The sequence below is a fragment of the Bdellovibrio sp. MYbb2 genome, from assembly GCF_056175685.1.
The window spans coordinates 62,467-78,784 of record NZ_JBJKJI010000003.1 but is presented as its reverse complement, the minus strand read 5'-3'; the positions used below and the strand labels follow the sequence as shown (position 1 = coordinate 78,784).

Annotated in this window: 13 protein-coding genes; 8 read left to right on the top strand and 5 right to left on the bottom strand. The window is 50.0% G+C overall.

Translation table 11 applies throughout. The features are described 5' to 3' along the window. Positions 1 to 68: 68 nt before the first annotated feature. The gene (locus AC04MQ_RS14275) at positions 69 to 2,222 is read right to left on the bottom strand and encodes a 3-hydroxyacyl-CoA dehydrogenase NAD-binding domain-containing protein (protein ID WP_475392407.1); all 2,154 of its coding nucleotides are present in this window, start codon (positions 2,220 to 2,222) and stop codon (positions 69 to 71) included. Between the two features lie 238 nt (positions 2,223 to 2,460). After that, positions 2,461 to 3,804, bottom strand: coding sequence for a thiolase family protein (locus AC04MQ_RS14270; protein ID WP_015090946.1), 1,344 nt, complete (start codon positions 3,802 to 3,804; stop codon positions 2,461 to 2,463). Between the two features lie 376 nt (positions 3,805 to 4,180). Here AC04MQ_RS14270 and AC04MQ_RS14265 point away from each other — a divergent pair, with 376 nt between their 5' ends. The 5 genes from AC04MQ_RS14265 (at position 4,181) to AC04MQ_RS14245 (ending at position 10,611) form a co-directional block, all read left to right on the top strand. Beyond that, complete coding sequence (locus AC04MQ_RS14265) at positions 4,181 to 6,523, top strand: NADP-dependent malic enzyme (protein ID WP_015090945.1); 2,343 nt, start codon at positions 4,181 to 4,183, stop codon at positions 6,521 to 6,523. After that, positions 6,510 to 7,628 (top strand): chromate efflux transporter, encoded by a 1,119-nt coding sequence (gene chrA / locus AC04MQ_RS14260; protein ID WP_475392406.1) that lies wholly within the window; start codon positions 6,510 to 6,512, stop codon positions 7,626 to 7,628. Before AC04MQ_RS14265 ends, chrA begins: the two co-directional genes overlap by 14 nt. A gap of 61 nt (positions 7,629 to 7,689) precedes the next feature. Next, the gene (gene hflX / locus AC04MQ_RS14255; RefSeq protein WP_011164291.1) at positions 7,690 to 8,955 is read left to right on the top strand and encodes a GTPase HflX; all 1,266 of its coding nucleotides are present in this window, start codon (positions 7,690 to 7,692) and stop codon (positions 8,953 to 8,955) included. 106 nt (positions 8,956 to 9,061) lie between these two features. After that, positions 9,062 to 10,213 (top strand): hypothetical protein, encoded by a 1,152-nt coding sequence (locus tag AC04MQ_RS14250; RefSeq protein ID WP_475392405.1) that lies wholly within the window; start codon positions 9,062 to 9,064, stop codon positions 10,211 to 10,213. Next, positions 10,201 to 10,611 (top strand): hypothetical protein, encoded by a 411-nt coding sequence (locus AC04MQ_RS14245; RefSeq protein WP_041577509.1) that lies wholly within the window; start codon positions 10,201 to 10,203, stop codon positions 10,609 to 10,611. Before AC04MQ_RS14250 ends, AC04MQ_RS14245 begins: the two co-directional genes overlap by 13 nt. Before the next feature lie 2 nt (positions 10,612 to 10,613). On the opposite strand, the gene AC04MQ_RS14240 is transcribed toward AC04MQ_RS14245, so the two are convergent. From AC04MQ_RS14240 to AC04MQ_RS14230, 3 genes are all read right to left on the bottom strand, one after another. Then, the gene (locus AC04MQ_RS14240; protein WP_475392404.1) at positions 10,614 to 12,695 is read right to left on the bottom strand and encodes a response regulator; all 2,082 of its coding nucleotides are present in this window, start codon (positions 12,693 to 12,695) and stop codon (positions 10,614 to 10,616) included. A 130-nt stretch (positions 12,696 to 12,825) separates the two neighbouring features. After that, positions 12,826 to 13,257, bottom strand: coding sequence for an acyl-CoA thioesterase (locus AC04MQ_RS14235; RefSeq protein ID WP_015090940.1), 432 nt, complete (start codon positions 13,255 to 13,257; stop codon positions 12,826 to 12,828). A 121-nt stretch (positions 13,258 to 13,378) separates the two neighbouring features. Next, the gene (locus AC04MQ_RS14230; protein WP_011164286.1) at positions 13,379 to 13,768 is read right to left on the bottom strand and encodes a helix-turn-helix domain-containing protein; all 390 of its coding nucleotides are present in this window, start codon (positions 13,766 to 13,768) and stop codon (positions 13,379 to 13,381) included. Between the two features lie 209 nt (positions 13,769 to 13,977). Here AC04MQ_RS14230 and AC04MQ_RS14225 point away from each other — a divergent pair, with 209 nt between their 5' ends. Genes AC04MQ_RS14225 through AC04MQ_RS14215 form a run of 3 tightly spaced genes read left to right on the top strand, consistent with a single transcriptional unit; the run spans position 13,978 to position 16,313 of the window. Continuing rightward, on the top strand, positions 13,978 to 14,403 hold the full coding sequence (locus AC04MQ_RS14225) for a response regulator (protein WP_041577503.1): 426 nt from the start codon (positions 13,978 to 13,980) through the stop codon (positions 14,401 to 14,403). Between the two features lie 21 nt (positions 14,404 to 14,424). Next, entirely contained in the window at positions 14,425 to 14,925 is a 501-nt protein-coding gene (locus AC04MQ_RS14220; protein WP_475392403.1) for a chemotaxis protein CheX, read from the top strand. Next, entirely contained in the window at positions 14,922 to 16,313 is a 1,392-nt protein-coding gene (locus AC04MQ_RS14215; RefSeq protein ID WP_475392402.1) for an HD-GYP domain-containing protein, read from the top strand. The genes AC04MQ_RS14220 and AC04MQ_RS14215 overlap by 4 nt, the downstream gene beginning before the upstream one ends. Positions 16,314 to 16,318 lie beyond the last annotated feature (5 nt).

Here is a 16,318-nt window from a genome sequence, read left to right as displayed (position 1 = left end):
TTTTTTGAAAACCAGCTTAGCTGTCGAATAAAAAACCAACAGCTGTTGCTTACAAAAATACTAAAAAACTATTTGTAGAACTTGCTGTTTGATTTTGCCATGTTCGTTAGCGGAGTCGCCGGTTTCAGGCGAGCTGCTTTGCGGCTGGAAGCGTACATCGCCAGCTGGTCGGCCACATACTGAGTGCCAATGCTGTCGGTGTACTTCATCAGACCACCACGGAACGGCGGGAAGCCCGTACCCATGATCATCGCCAGATCCACTTCGTGCGGAGTTTCCACGATACGATCTTCAACCAGCGCCAAAGAGCACTCATTGATCATCGCAAAGACACCACGCTCGATGCACTCTTTGCCATCGTATGGATTGGTCGGCTGACCCAGACCCAAAGCTGCATACACAGTCTGATCCACAGCGCCACGCTTACCGTCTTCACCGTATGTATAGAACCCCTTGCCGTTCTTACGACCCAGGCGACCGGAATTCCCCAGAGCTTCCATACAAGCCGCCAGCTCGATACGCTCGCCGAAGGCTTTTTTGAAGATTTTAAGAACCTTCAAACAAACATCCAAACCAACTTCATCCATCAATTCAAATGGACCCATCGGCATACCGAATTCTTTCACGTAAACCTTGTCGACGAATTCGATGCTCATGCCTTCCTGAAGCAAGAACGCCGCTTCGCCCATGTAAGGCAAAAGCAAACGATTCACCAGGAAGCCCGGACCGTCTTTTACCACCACTGGCATCTTGCCCATTTTTTTGGACAGCTCGTAAATAGTTGCAATTGTTTCGTCAGAAGTCTTTTCACCACGGATGACTTCGATCAATGGCATTTTATTCACCGGATTGAAGAAGTGCATACCCGCGAAATACTCCGGACGTGGATGACCTTTGGCCATTTCAGTCACAGACAGGGAGCTGGTGTTGGTCGCGATAATGGCGTCAGGACGCATTTGACCTGCGCACTCACCTATAACTTTTTGCTTAACACCCATGTCTTCAACGATGGCTTCAACGACAACATCCAGATTTTTGAAACCTGCGTAATCAGTGGAAACAGACACCAGATCCATTTTTTGCTGGAACTGATACTTGTCGATGGATTTTCTTTTCACAAGTTTCATCCAAAGATCGCTGGCGTGCTTCAAACCCTTACCCAGCGCATCGGTGTTCAAGTCCTTCATGCGAACCTGAATGCCCTTGTCTGCCGCCACGTAAGCAATACCGCCACCCATGGTGCCAGCACCCAAAACACCAAGACCTTTCACATCGCGTGGCTTCACATCCACACCCGGCACACCGTTTTGTTTTTTCACCATCTCGGTCAAATAGAAAACGTGGATCAGGTTTTTGGAAATATCAGTCACACCCAGCTTGCAGAAGCCTTCACGCTCTACACGCAAAGCCGCATCGCGATCAGACATACCATAAGTTTTCTGAATCACTTCCAACGCCTGCAAAGGTGCTGGATAATGACCCTTCGTCGCCTTCAACACACCCTCACGGGCTTTCTTAAAGACAATGCTGCGACCCAAAGCGCTTTCCAAAATCACATTCACAGCCCCTTGTGGCTTGAATGTTTTACGACGCTTTTTAGCGCCATCCGCGATGATTTCTTTCGCCCATTTCAAAGAGAAGGACTCAAGCAGGTTCGCGTGAACAACTTTATCCACCAGACCAAGTTTCAAAGCCTTTTTGGAATTCACAGACTTACCAGCCAGGATAATATCCAAAGCCGCCTGCAAACCAATCACGCGAGGCAGACGAATACAACCACCAAAACCAGGCAGGATGCCCAGTTGAATTTCCGGCAAACCAATTTTCGTGGAAGAATCCTCGGAAGCAATACGGTAATCACAAGCAAGGATGAATTCACAACCCCCACCCATACAAGCACCATTCACAGCAGCAATCGTCGGCATCGGCAGGTCTTCAACCATACTGATAACTTCCTGACCACCCTTCACCGCAGCTTCAAATTCTTCAGCCTTGGTCATGCTTTTGATTTCTTCAATATCCGCACCCGCAATAAAGATCTTGGGTTTGTTGGATTTAAAAATAACAGCCTTGTACGAGGACTTCTTCAACTCCTCGACAACTTCCTTAAGGCGCATCATCACCGGCGTAGAAAACTTATTAACTTTTTCCCCCACCAGATCAAACTCAACAACAGCAACCTCACCCTGAGGAACAATTTTAATACTTTCCTGAATAGACATTCTGAAAACTCCTAAGTTGCAAATCTAAAAACATACTTAAAAAATCACACAACAATCAGTCCTTGCGAACCAGCTCAAAGAAACTCTCCCGAAGCCCTTGGGACAGAGCCTGGATCTGTGCTCAGAGGCAAGTTCCGCAGCAGCTCATCCCAAAGGGATGGCGTCCGCGAGGACTGTCCGAAGCCTATGAGCGCAGAGCCGGGCTCTGTCCCAAGGGCTTCGGTACCGAGAGCTTCTTTTAGCCTTCGTTCTCAAGGATCATGGATCCCCCTTGGCCACCACCGATACACAAAGTCGCCAGACCAAACTGGGTGTTTCTGCGTTTCATTTCTTTGGCCAAAGTCAGAACGATACGGGTGCCGGTTGCGCCCACTGGGTGACCAAGTGCGATGGCTCCGCCGTTGACATTCAGAATATCATCACGGATTTCACCAATCTTGGAAGACAATCCCAATTTTTCCTGACCGAATTTGTCAGAATCAAATGCCTTTTGGCAGGAAAGAACCTGAGCCGCGAAAGCTTCGTTCAATTCAACCAGGCCGATATCTTTCATGGAAAGACCCGCACGCTTCAACGCCACCGGAGTGGAATAAACCGGGCCCAAGCCCATGCGCTCTGGTTCAAGACCCGCAAAACCGTAAGAACGGATTGTTGCCAGTGGCTTGTAACCCAGGGCTTCGGCTTTTTCACGGGACATCATAAGCACCATGGCCGCGCCATCTGTGATCGGGCAGGAGTTCCCTGCCGTGATAGAACCTGTCGCCTTATCAAAGAACGGCTTCAGCTTCGCCAGGGCTTCCATTGTTTGCGTATCACGCGGACCGATGTCATCGCTGATCACTTCTTTGTATTCAGGAGCCAGATAGACAGGCGCGATCTCTTCACGCATGCGGCCCTCTTTCATGGCTTTGGACGCCAACTGGTGCGAGCGCAGAGCGAATCTGTCTTGAGTTTCACGGGACAGACCCCACTCTTTTGCCAGGATCTCGGCTGTTTGCCCCATGTTGATGCCGACAAAAGGATCTGTCAGACCCATCATCACGGAAATCACCGGGAAGTATTCATCACGCATGTTACCGGACAACAAAGCTTTGATCTGTTTCACGTCTGCTTTGAACAAAGACCACAACAGCGGCAATGCTTGTTTCGGCCCTTTCGCAGCGAAAAGTTTTTCGTAGATTTCCTGGAATTTTTTCGGCGGCAGCGTCGGCATCTGGGACATGTTTTCAGTCCCGCCCGCAAGGATCACATCCATGGTGCCGGATTTGATTTTTTCAAAACCATTGGAAATGGACTCAAGTGCAGACGCACAGTTTCTGTGAACTGTGTATGCAGATGTTTTCAAAGGAATGCCAGCGTTCAATGCCACCACGCGCGAGATATTCACAGAGTCCGGAGGATTTCCAGTGTTCCCGATGATCACTTCATCAACAAGGTTCACATCCAGATTTGTCTGGGCGATAACTTGTTTCAGAGCGACTTTACCCAATTCAGCCGGGTGTACTTTTTTAAGTTTTGTTCCTGCTTTCGCGAAGGGAGTGCGAACACCTTCTACAAGAACAACATCACGTGGTGATTTCATGAACAGTCTCCTTAGTTGTATAAACCATTAAAATGATATGTCTTTTCGGCAGTTCCACCAAATAGTAAAAGGCTGTTCTGGATCTCCCCCCGAAGTATCGAACACTCGAGGATTTTGGTCTAGGAACAGCAAATGCCCACAGATCGCGGATTTTCCGCAATTACTAGAAATATTGCTCTAAAAGTGAGCAGTTTTCGCTCGGAGAAATATTTTTTGCCTCAAAGGCTCAGCGCGCCAAGTCCCCCATTCATTGACCCACCTCACCCCCCTCGGTAGAGTAATGGCACTTGTAACTGGACTCCCTCTAACCCATTGAAATGGGTCGTAAAATCCCTGGCTTCGGGAGCCCAAAAACTGCAACACCAAAGGAGAATCCTTGGACAACAAAACTGAAACCAAACCCGAGTCTAAAACAGGCACGACGAACTTCGACCAAGAAGCCCTGCTGTACCACCAGCAAGGCAAACCGGGCAAAATCGAAGTCATCTCTTCCAAGCCATGTGCTACGGAAAAAGATCTTTCTTTGGCGTACTCTCCGGGAGTGGCAGCACCCTGTAAAGCCATCGCGAAGGATCCGGCAAAAGTTTACGATTACACTGCCAAAGGCAATCTGGTGGCGGTGATCTCTAACGGTACTGCGGTACTGGGTTTGGGAAACATCGGCCCTGCAGCAGGCAAGCCGGTAATGGAAGGTAAAGGCATCTTGTTCAAACAATTTGCCGGTATTGACGTTTTTGACATCGAAGTGGCAGCAACCGATGTGGACGTGTTCTGTAATGCGGTTCGCGTTCTGGAACCAACCTTCGGCGGTATCAACCTTGAAGACATCAAAGCACCCGAGTGCTTTGAAATCGAAGAGCGCCTGAAAAAAGAAATGAACATCCCGGTCTTCCACGATGACCAGCACGGAACTGCGATTGTGTCCGGTGCCGCACTATTGAATGCGTGCTCTATCACCAACCGTAAAATGGAAACAGTTCGCATCGTCGTGAATGGCGCGGGCGCATCTGCAAACTCTTGCGCGAAGATCTTTATCGCGTTGGGTGCTCGCCGTGAAAACATCATCATGTGCGATTCTCAAGGTGTTATCTACAAAGGCCGCACCGCCGGCATGAACAAGTACAAAGAATACTTCGCATCAGAAACCGAAGCGCGCACATTGACAGAAGCCCTGCGTGGTGCGGATGTCTTTGTCGGCCTTTCTGTGGCGGGTGCTTTGACCCCTGAAATGCTGAAGGACATGGCTAAAGACCCTATCATCTTTGCCATGGCCAACCCAGAGCCGGAAATCACTCCGGACAAAGCTCGCGCAGCCCGTCCGGATGCTATTATCGCCACGGGTCGCTCTGACTATCCGAACCAGGTGAACAACGTTCTGGGCTTCCCGTCCATCTTCCGTGGGGCTTTGGATACACGCTCCACCCAAATCAACGAAGACATGAAACTGGCAGCAGTTCATGCATTGGCGAAGCTGGCCCGTATGGATGTGCCGGATAAAGTTTCGGCCACTTACGGCGGAAAAAGCTTCAAATTCGGTCGCGATTACCTGATCCCGAAACCATTCGACACCCGTGTGTTGCTGTGGGTGGCACCGGAAGTGGCGAAAGCTGCGATGAAATCCGGCGTGGCAACTCGTGCAATCGAAGACTGGGATCAATACCGTGAATCCCTGGAAGCCCAACAGGGCCCTTCCAAAGTCTTCATCCGTTCAGCGATCAACCGCGTGCACCAGAATTCTGAAGCCAACGGCGGCGAATTGCCCCGCATTGTCTTCCCGGAAGGCACCAGCACCAAGGTTTTGAAAGCTTTGGCAACTTTGGTTGAAGAAAGAATCTGCCAGCCGATTTTGCTGGGTTACCCAGAGCGCGTGAAAGAAAAAATCAAAGCTTTGGATATTCCGCTTTTGAACGATGTACAGATCGTCCATCCGTCTTCTCATCCGAAGTATTTCAGCTTTGTTGAAAAGCTGTATTCCCTGCGCCAGCGCAAGGGCATCAATCTGGGTGAGGCCGAGCGCCTGATGGCGGATCCGAATTACTTCGCGGCGATGATGGTAAATCAGGGTGAAGCTGACGGCATGGTCAGCGGATCTTCCATCAACTATGCGGATGCGGTTCGACCGATCCTGCAGACTATCGGCACTTACAAAGAAGGCATTCCCGCGGGTCTGAACTTTGTCCTGCTTGAGGATAAATTCCTGGTATTGGCTGACACGACCGTGAACTTCAACCCGACGGCTGAGCAGTGCGCGCAAATCGCCCTGCAAGCAGCAAAGATTGTTGAGTACTTCGGTATCGAGCCTCGCGTGGCGATGCTGAGCTATTCCAACTTCAGCGGTGCCGACGGCACTCCTCGCAAGATGAAAAAAGCGGCCGAAATCGCCCGCTCTTTGCGCCCGGATCTGATGATCGAAGGTGACATGCAGGCCGATACGGCTGTGAATCCAGAGATCATGGAACGCCTGTTCCCGTTCTCGGGCCTTAAGGGTGGCGCAAACGTGCTGGTCTTCCCAAATCTGGAATCCTCCAACATCGCTTACAAGCTGATTCAACAAATCGGCAAAGCGGAAGTGATCGGGCCATTCCTGACGGGCATACGCCGCTCTGCCAACGTTCTGCAAAGAACCACGACTGTCGATGGCATCGTGAATTCCGTGGTGTTCACGGCTTTAGAAGCACAGTTCATCAAGGACGCTTTGAAAGCCCGTGGCAAAAAGTAATCCGGAACGCTTTCAAGGGTCCCTTTGGGAGCTTGCCTGGATTTTTCTTAAACTGGGAGCCACCTCTTTTGGTGGCCCCGCCGCACACATTTCACTGATGGAAGATGAATTTGTCCATCGCCGCCAATGGATGACCCGTCCTGAGTTTCTGGAACTTCTGGCTTTGTCCAATCTGATCCCCGGTCCCAATTCTACAGAACTTGCGATTCACATTGGCTATCGCCGTGCCGGCTGGAAAGGCCTGGGTGTGGCGGGTGTCTGCTTTATTCTGCCCGCGTTCCTGATCGTCACTCTGATTGCCGCCTTTTATGTGCATTATGCAAAACTTCCGCAAATGGAAAGCTTTCTAATGGGAGTCAAAGCCGTAGTGCTGGCGGTGATTCTTCAGGCCGCTTCAAGATTTCTGCTGAGTCTTTTAAAAGTCAGTTCGCTCAATGCGGAAAGCCTTCGTTCACTAAGATCCCCGTCTGTCCTGTTTCTGTTGTTGCTGGTAGTGACCTCAGCCTTGCTGCATTCATCAGGGATGGCAGAAATTCCTTTGCTGCTGGCAGGGGGAATTCTGGCGTTGCCTCTTTTAAAAACCAACACCCGCCTTTGGAATGCGGGCGCCCTTTTCTGGGTGTTTTTCAAAGTGGGCTCCGTCTTATTCGGCAGTGGTTATGTTCTGCTTAGTTTTCTGAAAAGTGAATTGATTGAAAAACGCAGCTGGCTTACCGAAACCCAACTGATGGACGCCATTGCCGTTGGCCAGTTCACCCCCGGCCCCGTTTTTACCACAGCAAGCTTCATTGGCTATCTGTTACAGGGCCCCACTGGCGCCCTGATTGCGACCATCGGGATATTTCTGCCGGCCTTCATCTTTGTCGCGCTTAGCATTCCGGCCTATCAATGGATGAAGAATTCCGAAGCTCTGAAGCAATTCCTGCAAGGAGTTGTGGCGGTTTCCGTGGGATTGCTGTTTTCAACCCTGGTACAACTGGGGCGGGACTCATTAATCACCCCCCTGTCATGGGGACTCTTTTTGGTTAGTCTGGTTTTGCTGCGCCGACGCCTGCCCAGCGCGGCCTTGATTCTTGCTGGCGGAATCCTGACTTTGCTTCTGTAAATTTAACTTTGTGCCCACCCCTGACCGTGCTAAAATTAAGACTAAGGGAGGGCATTCCTGATTGAATAATCAAGCCCAAGTCAAAGACCAGGATAGAGCGATCGTCATTGGTGTCGGCCTTAAGACCGAGCCCCTTACTGAAATCAAAGAAAATCTGTTGGAACTTGAAGAGCTGGTTTCTGCCGCTGGCGGCGAAGTCGTGGGCTCTATCATTCAGGTTCTTCCGCAATGGAACCCGGCGACCTTGATCGGCACCGGTAAAGTTGAGGAAGTGGCTGAGATGGTTCGCGACAGCGGAGCCACGATTGTAGTGATGGACCACCAGCTTTCCGGAGTGCAGCAACGAAACTTGCAGCAGATCGTGAAAGCCCGCGTGATCGATCGCAATCAGCTGATTCTGGATATCTTTGCCCAGCGTGCGCAGACCTTTGAAGGAAAACTTCAAGTGGAACTTGCACAACTTCTGGATCAAATGCCCCGCAACGTCGGCGCCTGGCTTGATTCACTTTCCCGTCAGGGTGGTGGTATCGGAACCCGAGGCCCGGGTGAAACCGCCCTGGAAAACGACCGTCGTCGCATCCGTGAGCGTGTGGCCCTTATTAAGAAAAAACTTGAAAGTGTGCGCCAAAACCGTGCGCAGCACAGACAATCCCGTCGTCGTCACGAGATCCCTTCTTTCGCGTTGGTGGGCTACACCAACTCCGGAAAAAGCTCGATTCTAAACCGCCTGACCGGCGCTCAGGTGATGACGAAAAACCAGGTCTTTGCGACTCTGGATCCTACAACCCGCAAGATCTTCCTGCCGGATGCGCCCCCTGCTGTCGTGACGGACACCGTGGGATTCATCCGCAAATTGCCGACTCAATTGATCGAGGCCTTTAAAGCAACACTTGAAGAGTCCTCTGAAGCCGACGTGCTTTTGCACGTGGTGGATCTGTCTTCCCCAAACATGGAAAGACAAATCGAGGTGGTTGAAGCTTTGATTAAAGAGTTCAACTGGCAGGATAAAAAGATCATCCACGTCTTTAACAAGTGTGATGTCGCACCTTTGGAGCGACAATTCCGAGTGAAGGCTTATCCTCGCGTGTTCGTCAGCGCACTGACTGGCCAGGGCATGGAACAACTTAAAAAACTGATGGCCCAGACTGTGAGCGAAATGCAGCAGGATGTGCAGCTGTACTTCCCACGCGCTGAAGAATACAAGATCTTTGATTTGGGCCGCGAAGCACAGATCCTGCGCAAAGAAACCGCCACCGAAGGCACCGTTTGTTATACGCAGCTGACTCCGACCCTGATCAATCGCTGGAAGGACTATCTTGTTAAATAGCTTCCGGAACACAAAAATGGAATGACCTCAGAAAACCTCAGGACCATCGTCCTGAGGTTTTGTCTTTTAAGCTCATCTCTTCCACAATCTGTCCGATAAGCCTTTGGTGAGACACCTTTGCATTCAACTATTTATAGTCGCCTTTTCATGCGTTGTTGCGTTCCATGCTGCGGCCGATGGCCCTCAATGTGTGAACGACAAGTCCGGCAAAAAAGGGGTCTCAAACCTCGAGGTCAATCAGTCTCTGGTTCAGGCCACGGATCCGCTGACTCAGGCTTTTGCCTATAGCAACTTTGAAGCGTCCCAAAAAGCCGGCTACGTCGTGGCCTGCGAACTGGAAGACCGCTTTAAATCCCTGAAGAAAACCACCAAGGACATCGCCAAGGTCACCAAAGCCCAAAGCAATGTCAAAGCCATCCGCCGCGAATGCATCGAAGCTTCCCTGCAACGCGAGGTCGGCAATCAGGGCTACAGCTGCTTGAAAGACACTCCGAAGAAGTTTGAAAACGCCGGAAAATCAGCGCCTTGCCTGAATTCTTCCACCGTGGACTTTATCGAGTATTCTTTGAATCAGGCCCTGAACTGCATGTCTTCCGATCGCATGCCGATCGACCCCCGTTTCATTCTTAAAAAAATCAACAACGAAACCGCCTTTAACTTTTACATCGCCTATAACGGCGGCGTCGGCATGGGCCAGCTGACCTCCAATCCGGTGAAAGAACTGGCGGGCTGGAAAGAAGACGGAGAATTCATTGAAGGCAATGGTCGCAACATTCTGGAAACTTTGATGAAGAGCCAGAACCCGGCCTGCAAACCCTTCCGTGAAATCATGAAAGATGATCTGGTGAATCCACCACCCCGCCCCGGCAATCCCAAGAACTATTGCACCTGGGTCAGTCCCGGCAAAGGTGTCGCTCGCAACCTGATTTATTCCCTCGGATATTACGTGCATGTGCGCGACAGCATTGTGAAACCCGCCCTTGCCTCCCGCGCAGGACGACTTGCCTCCAATCCGGACGTGCTGAACTATCTGACCCTGGTGGCCTATGGACCGCAAGGCCCTGCCGAAGCCAAAGCATTGATCCGAAAGCTGCGCCTGTCCAACACGACAGCTCCGGGTGAGGCCGTTTCCAAAATCATCAAAAACAATTCCTATGTTCGTCAGACCGAAGTAAAAATGAATGAGCTGCTGGATGAATACAAACCCGGCGTGCCTCACACCCCGGCCGACAAAAAGGGCGACACATGTTTAAAATAGCATTGGCCCTAACCCTGCTGACCGCCCAGGCAGCAACACTTAAAAACACCGAAGACTTTTTCAAAGAGTCACAGACTGCATTTGAAAAAGCCTCGAAGGAAACCACTTTTCAGAAAAAAAGTTCTGTTTTAAAGACCTTGGAAAAATCATTTGAAGCCACTTTGGATCAGTATGAAAAGTCCAACCCCGCTGAAGGCGACGAAAAAGAGCAGGACGTCGCGCGTCTGTTCTATACTTTAGAACCCGCATTTGAACTGGCGAAATTAAAAGAAAAAACCAAGAAGGACTGTGCTCGAAAAAAGCAGGATGTCCTGTCTGGCGACAATCAGCCCGACGAGGCCCCAACCAGTCCGAACGCGAAGGAAGCCCTTCGCTGGATTGAACTTCTTTGTAAATAACTTTAAGCCAAACGCAGGTGCGACTGAATCGATTGAAGCAAAAGCTTTGAATTGATCGGCTTTGTCAGGTGATCTGCAAATCCAGCCGCAAAGGCCCGATCACGATCTTCCCGCATTGCGTGTGCAGTCAGGGCGATAATCGGCCCCTGAAAACCCTGCTTGCGAAGCCCGGACAGCGTGCTAAACCCATCCAATCCCGGCATCTGAATGTCCATCAGAACCAGATCATAACGCGACTTAAAGGCCTGATTCAAAGCTTCTTCACCGCTTTCAGCTTCAGTCACATCCAGCCCCGCATTGCTGAGGATTTTACTGATAAGCTCGCGGTTGTCCGCCGAATCATCCACAGCCAGAACTCGCACACCCGCCAAAGGATTTTCAGTCTCGACCTCGACACCTTCCAAAACCGTGGCGGCACCGGGACTGGCGTCCTCGGCCTCAAAGGAAAACTCAAACGTGCATCCCCTATGAGGTTCGCAGTGAGCAATTCTGACATCCCCCCCGAGGGCTCGGGCCAGATTTCGGGAAAGCGCCAGTCCCAATCCGGTCCCGCCAAAGCGGCGGGTTGAGGTGGCGTCAGCTTGAGTGAACGGCTGGAACAGACGATCCGCCTGCTCTGTCGTCATACCGATACCGGTGTCTTCGATACTGAAGGTTATTCTTTTGCGCACACCATTCACCTGCTCAGCCCGGCAGGAAACCTTTACCGAACCCTTCAGCGTGAATTTGATCGCATTCCCGATAAGATTCACCAGCACCTGACGAATGCGAACGACATCCGACAAAATCACCAGATTGCCGATCTCGGCCAAATCATAATTCAGATAAATACTTTTTCGCGAAGCCTGATCAAAGAACATGGTCAGAACTTCCTGAAGAAGTTTTTTCAGTCGGACCGGTTTGTTTTCGATTTCAAACTTGCCCGCTTCGATTTTGGAAAGATCCAGAATGTCATCAATGATTCGAGTCAGCGACATGCCATTGCGATGAATGATTTCGAAGTATTTTTTACGATCCTCTTCATCCAGATCCTGTGTGCCGATGATTTCCGAGAAGCCCAGAATAACCCCCAAAGGAGTGCGGATTTCATGAGACATATTGGCCAGAAACGCTGATTTCGCCTGATTGGCATTTTCAGCGGCCTCTTTGGCTGACTGCAAAGCACGCTCTGCCATCACCTGTTCAGTGACGTTATTGGCGGCAAGAACAAGACCTTCGATTTCGTCGTTAAAATCATAAATCGGCTGATAGACCACATCAACAAAGACAGAAAATTCCACTCCGTCGGCCCGGCGATCACGAACTTCAAAATTTCTGGCTTCGAAAACCTTTCCTGTTCGATAAATGTCATCCAGTTGCGCAATCAATCCGATATCTTCCGTTTTTGGAAAAACATCTTTCATTCTTTGCCCGGACACATCACAGTCCCCCAGAAAAAGTTCCCGGTAAGAATCATTCACCATTGCAAAACGGTGCTCGGGCCCGTCCAGAACCGCCATGGCAATCGGGGCTTTTTCCAGGATAGAACGCAGTTTTCGGCGCTCAGCGCGGACCTCTTGATTGGATCTGGCCAGACTTTCTTCGGCTGCTTGATTTCTTGTTACGGAAACTGTCGTATCCAGAATTGTGCACAACATTCCTGAAATTTTTCCTGCGGAATCAAACAGTGGCGAATTTCCGTAGGTGTAGTAATTGCCCTGAGGCTTGCCATCGACTTCGATGTCGAACTGCACGTCAGACTCAAGGACGACACCGCCGGATTCAACAGTGCTGGCAATGACATCCACCTGATCCCAAACCTCAGGCCACACTTCACGAAGAGGCGACCCCAATGCCCGCGGATGACGATGTTTTAAAATCGGAGCATAGGCATCGTTGTAAAAGACCCGACGCTCGGGTCCCCAAGTGCAGTACATCCCCACGGGACAACTAAATACTATGCGCAAAGAATTGATAAGGCCGGAATCCCAATTTTCAATGGGGCCAAGTTCAGTTTTGGACCAATCGAAGCCCAACGTGGCCTTAACCATGAAACTGATGTTTGCGTATTCGCCAAATGGATTAACCGGATATTCTGACCCCACAGTATTTTCTAACCCAGGGCCCGAACATTTCAAAGAGATTTTTAAGCAGACGCACTCGGCAGTTCGCTGTTGATTAGCAAATGTAATCTAACAACGAACATGAGCAATAATAGAAAATGAAAAACAAAAATTATCTGGTTTTATTCTGCAGGCGAATCTCGCGACGTTTTTTCGCCTGTTCGAAACGGCGTTTGTCTTCGTCGGATTCCAGCACCAAGCCCGGAACTTCTGTTGGTTTTCCCATAGAGCCCAAAGCCACAAAAGTCAGATACGCAGAAGCCGTATGGAAGGACTCTCCGGTTTTTGGATTTTCTGCATCCACACGAACCCCGACTTCCATTGACGTTCTGGAAGTGTAGTTCACGCTGGCCTTCAGATTTACCACCCAGCCCTTGTAAACAGGTGCCACGAAATCCAAACGGTCAATACTGGCCGTGACGGTTTCCTTGTTACAATGTCGTTGTGAGCAGATCGCGGCGCAGATATCGATCCAGGACATGATCGTTCCGCCAAAGACACTTCCCAAAGAGTTGGTATGGGAAGGAAGAACCAATTGAGTCATTACCACTTGAGATGATGAGACGGGTTTTGAAGCAGCCAAGATGCAGCCCCTTTCTGAAAAAACAAAGCGCAGGTCTGTGTCTCCACATCCTGCGCCTTAGAACCAATCTAATCAATAAAGATTAGATGCCGCCCATACCAATATCGGAGTTACCGCCACGGTTCAAACCGCTACCTGGTAGAGTTGTAGTACCTGCAACAGTCGCAGATCCAGCTGGGATCGTTTGTGTTGCATTGTTATTGAATGCAGTTGCAGCAGCTGCTTGGTTGTTGTTCTCAGCGCGAACTTCAGTTTCAACGAAGCCCAGGTGAGGCAAGCACCATACGATCAACTGTGCACGAGACTTCACATTCATTTTTTTGTAGATGTTTGTGAGGTGAAATTTAACTGTTTTCTCAGTTACAAAAAGCTGGTTCGCAACTTCCTTGTTGGACAAGCCTTTAGACACAAGTTCAGCAACTTCTGCCTCTCTATTTGAAAGACCTTTTTGAATCAGGACATCTCTGAGCATCCTTGCTCCCTCCCGCTAATTGTTTTTGTTTTTAAATCCGTCTAAACCTTCAACGCCACCCAGGACTCATGTCCAAAAGTAGCCTCGACCACCTGTAATAAAGTCTGACAACAAAAACTGAAATTCGCAATAGCTTTGGACTCTAGTTTTAAAAAACTAGACCGATAAGCATGAGGATTTTACACAGTTTCCAACATTCAGGAGATATTATGTTTCCCACAAATACGAAGTTTTTGGTCGTTGATGACTTCGCAACTATGCGAAAAATCATTAAAAAAGTGCTAAATGAGCTTGGCTACACCAACGTAGAGGAAGCTGACGACGGTAAAACAGCCCTGCCGATGATCCAGGCCGCTCATGATGCAGGCCAGCCTTACGGCTTTGTCATTTCGGACTGGAATATGCCCGGAATGCAGGGTATCGACCTTTTGAAGGCCTGCAAAGCCGATCCCCGCACTAAGTCTGTGCCATTCATGCTGGTGACTGCAGAGTCCGAGCAAAAGCACATCCTGGAAGCCGCTAAAGCCGGCGTTTCTGACTACGTGGTAAAACCGTTCAACTCTGCCACTCTGAAGGGCAAGATGGAACGCGTTTGGGCCAAACACAACCCTTCTGCGCAAGCAAAAGCTTCCTAAGACCTGGATCTGGAGAAATAAATGTCTGCAGCACCAAAAGAAGCTATCAATCCCCTGTTTGACAAGCGCTTGATCAATGCTTTCGTCGAAGGCGTTATCAAGACCCTGAAAACCATCGCTCAGACCGATGCAACACCTGGCAAGCCCTTCATTGAGCCGCAATTCGTGCTTAAAGGGGAAATCGCCGGCATGGTCGGTATGGTTGCACCTCCTTTGAAAGGTACTTTGCTGATCTCTTATGGCAAAGACAGTATCTTCCACATTCTTGAGAACATGCTGGGCGAAAAGCACACCTCCATCAATGGTGATGTGTCGGACGCCGTTGGTGAAATGACCAACATGATTTACGGTTCTGCCAAGACAACTCTGAATCAACTGGGTTACAACTTCGAGATGGCAATTCCAACCGTGATTTCCGGTGATTTCAAGATCACCCACGCTGATAAAGGTGCCACACTCGTCATCCCCTTCAACCTGACGAACGGCTCCACTTTCTATGTGGAGATTTCGGTGCAGCAATGAGTTCCACTTCAGGAAAGACGGTTGATGTTCTCATCGGGAGTCCCCGTGACTCCTTCTGGGAAGCCATCACCTCTATCCTGAAGGGTTACTATCCGTACCAGCTCAAGCACTTCAAATCCATCGACGAAGCCCTGGATCACGGCACTTCCGAAAATTTCAAACCTATTTTAGCCCTGGTCGACGGACAGGACGGCACCAATCTGACCAATGAATGGGTGCAGTCCACCAAAATGAACTATCCCGACTGCCCGGTCATCGTTCTGCATTCCTCCGCCGCCCCTTTGGATTTCTCCGTCGTGAAGAAAAACGGTGCGAATGAAATCATGCACATCAATTTCGACCGCGAATTCATTTCCGACATGGTTCTGCAACTGGCCCCGATTGAAATGGAAGGCGACCAGATCCCGATCACAGCATTAATGCCCGTGGATCTGCGCGATATGGACGCCGGAACAAACATCAACTTTGATGTCTTTGTCCACCTGCCCGCCAATCACAGATCCGTGATGATGCGTAAATCCGGCGACATCGTCGACCAAAAGCATCTGGACAAGTTCAATGCCTTAAAACAGCAGATGTACATCAAAAAGACCCAGATGAAACCGTTCTTTGAATACGCCCGCACGGTGATGAGCATGCGCAACATGCCCCTGCCGATTTCGATGACAGAAAAATTCCACCGCTCGAAAAAAGTCATCTATGAAATCATGGCGCAGTTCCTGAATGGTGCTTCCACGGATTATTCCGAAGGCAAAGTGATCCTTGATAAATGCAAATCCATCGTTGCCGACTTTGAACTGACCAAAGATCTTCCCCCGCAGGAGATCTTTGATGAGGTCTTCCGTTTCTCAGGCAATGTGCGAACCCTTTACCATGACTGCATCTGTCTGTCGGCATACGCCGCTTATTTCGCCCAATTGCTGGGCTGGAGCGCCGACAAACGCGAAACTGCCGCCATCGCAGGCCTTCTGCACAATATTGGCTTGTCCCAGATGCCCGTCACCGTGGGCTCGAAACCCGTGAATGACTACACCCCGGAAGAGATCAGCCAGTATCAGCTGTACCCCGAGCGTTCGGTGGTCATGGTGAAAGCTAAAAAAGTACCGCTGCCGCAGGAGATTTCCGATGCCATCGGCCAGCACCGTGAAAATGGCGCCGGCACAGGCTTCCCTAAGAAGCTTATTAATGCGGATATTTCTGAGTTTGGCAAACTATTGGGGTTTGCTTATCGTTTCCATGAAATGACCGCTTTGACTGAAGGTGGAAAGCAAGCCCGCACAGCGACCCAGGCGATTCAGGATCTGCGCGACGAGGCCCTGTCTGGATCCGGCAACATCGATCTGTTGATGACCACGACCATTTTCAAGAAATGGAAACCGGCCGCTTAATCAGC

Coding starts and splice junctions, on each gene's coding strand:
- AC04MQ_RS14220 (WP_475392403.1), top strand. CDS start 14,425: ATGTCTGCAGCACCAAAAGAAGCTATCAATCCCCTGTTTGACAAGCGC.
- AC04MQ_RS14235 (WP_015090940.1), bottom strand. CDS start 13,257: ATGACTCAATTGGTTCTTCCTTCCCATACCAACTCTTTGGGAAGTGTC.
- AC04MQ_RS14245 (WP_041577509.1), top strand. CDS start 10,201: ATGTTTAAAATAGCATTGGCCCTAACCCTGCTGACCGCCCAGGCAGCA.
- AC04MQ_RS14230 (WP_011164286.1), bottom strand. CDS start 13,768: ATGCTCAGAGATGTCCTGATTCAAAAAGGTCTTTCAAATAGAGAGGCA.
- AC04MQ_RS14275 (WP_475392407.1), bottom strand. CDS start 2,222: ATGTCTATTCAGGAAAGTATTAAAATTGTTCCTCAGGGTGAGGTTGCT.
- AC04MQ_RS14270 (WP_015090946.1), bottom strand. CDS start 3,804: ATGAAATCACCACGTGATGTTGTTCTTGTAGAAGGTGTTCGCACTCCC.
- AC04MQ_RS14225 (WP_041577503.1), top strand. CDS start 13,978: ATGTTTCCCACAAATACGAAGTTTTTGGTCGTTGATGACTTCGCAACT.
- AC04MQ_RS14215 (WP_475392402.1), top strand. CDS start 14,922: ATGAGTTCCACTTCAGGAAAGACGGTTGATGTTCTCATCGGGAGTCCC.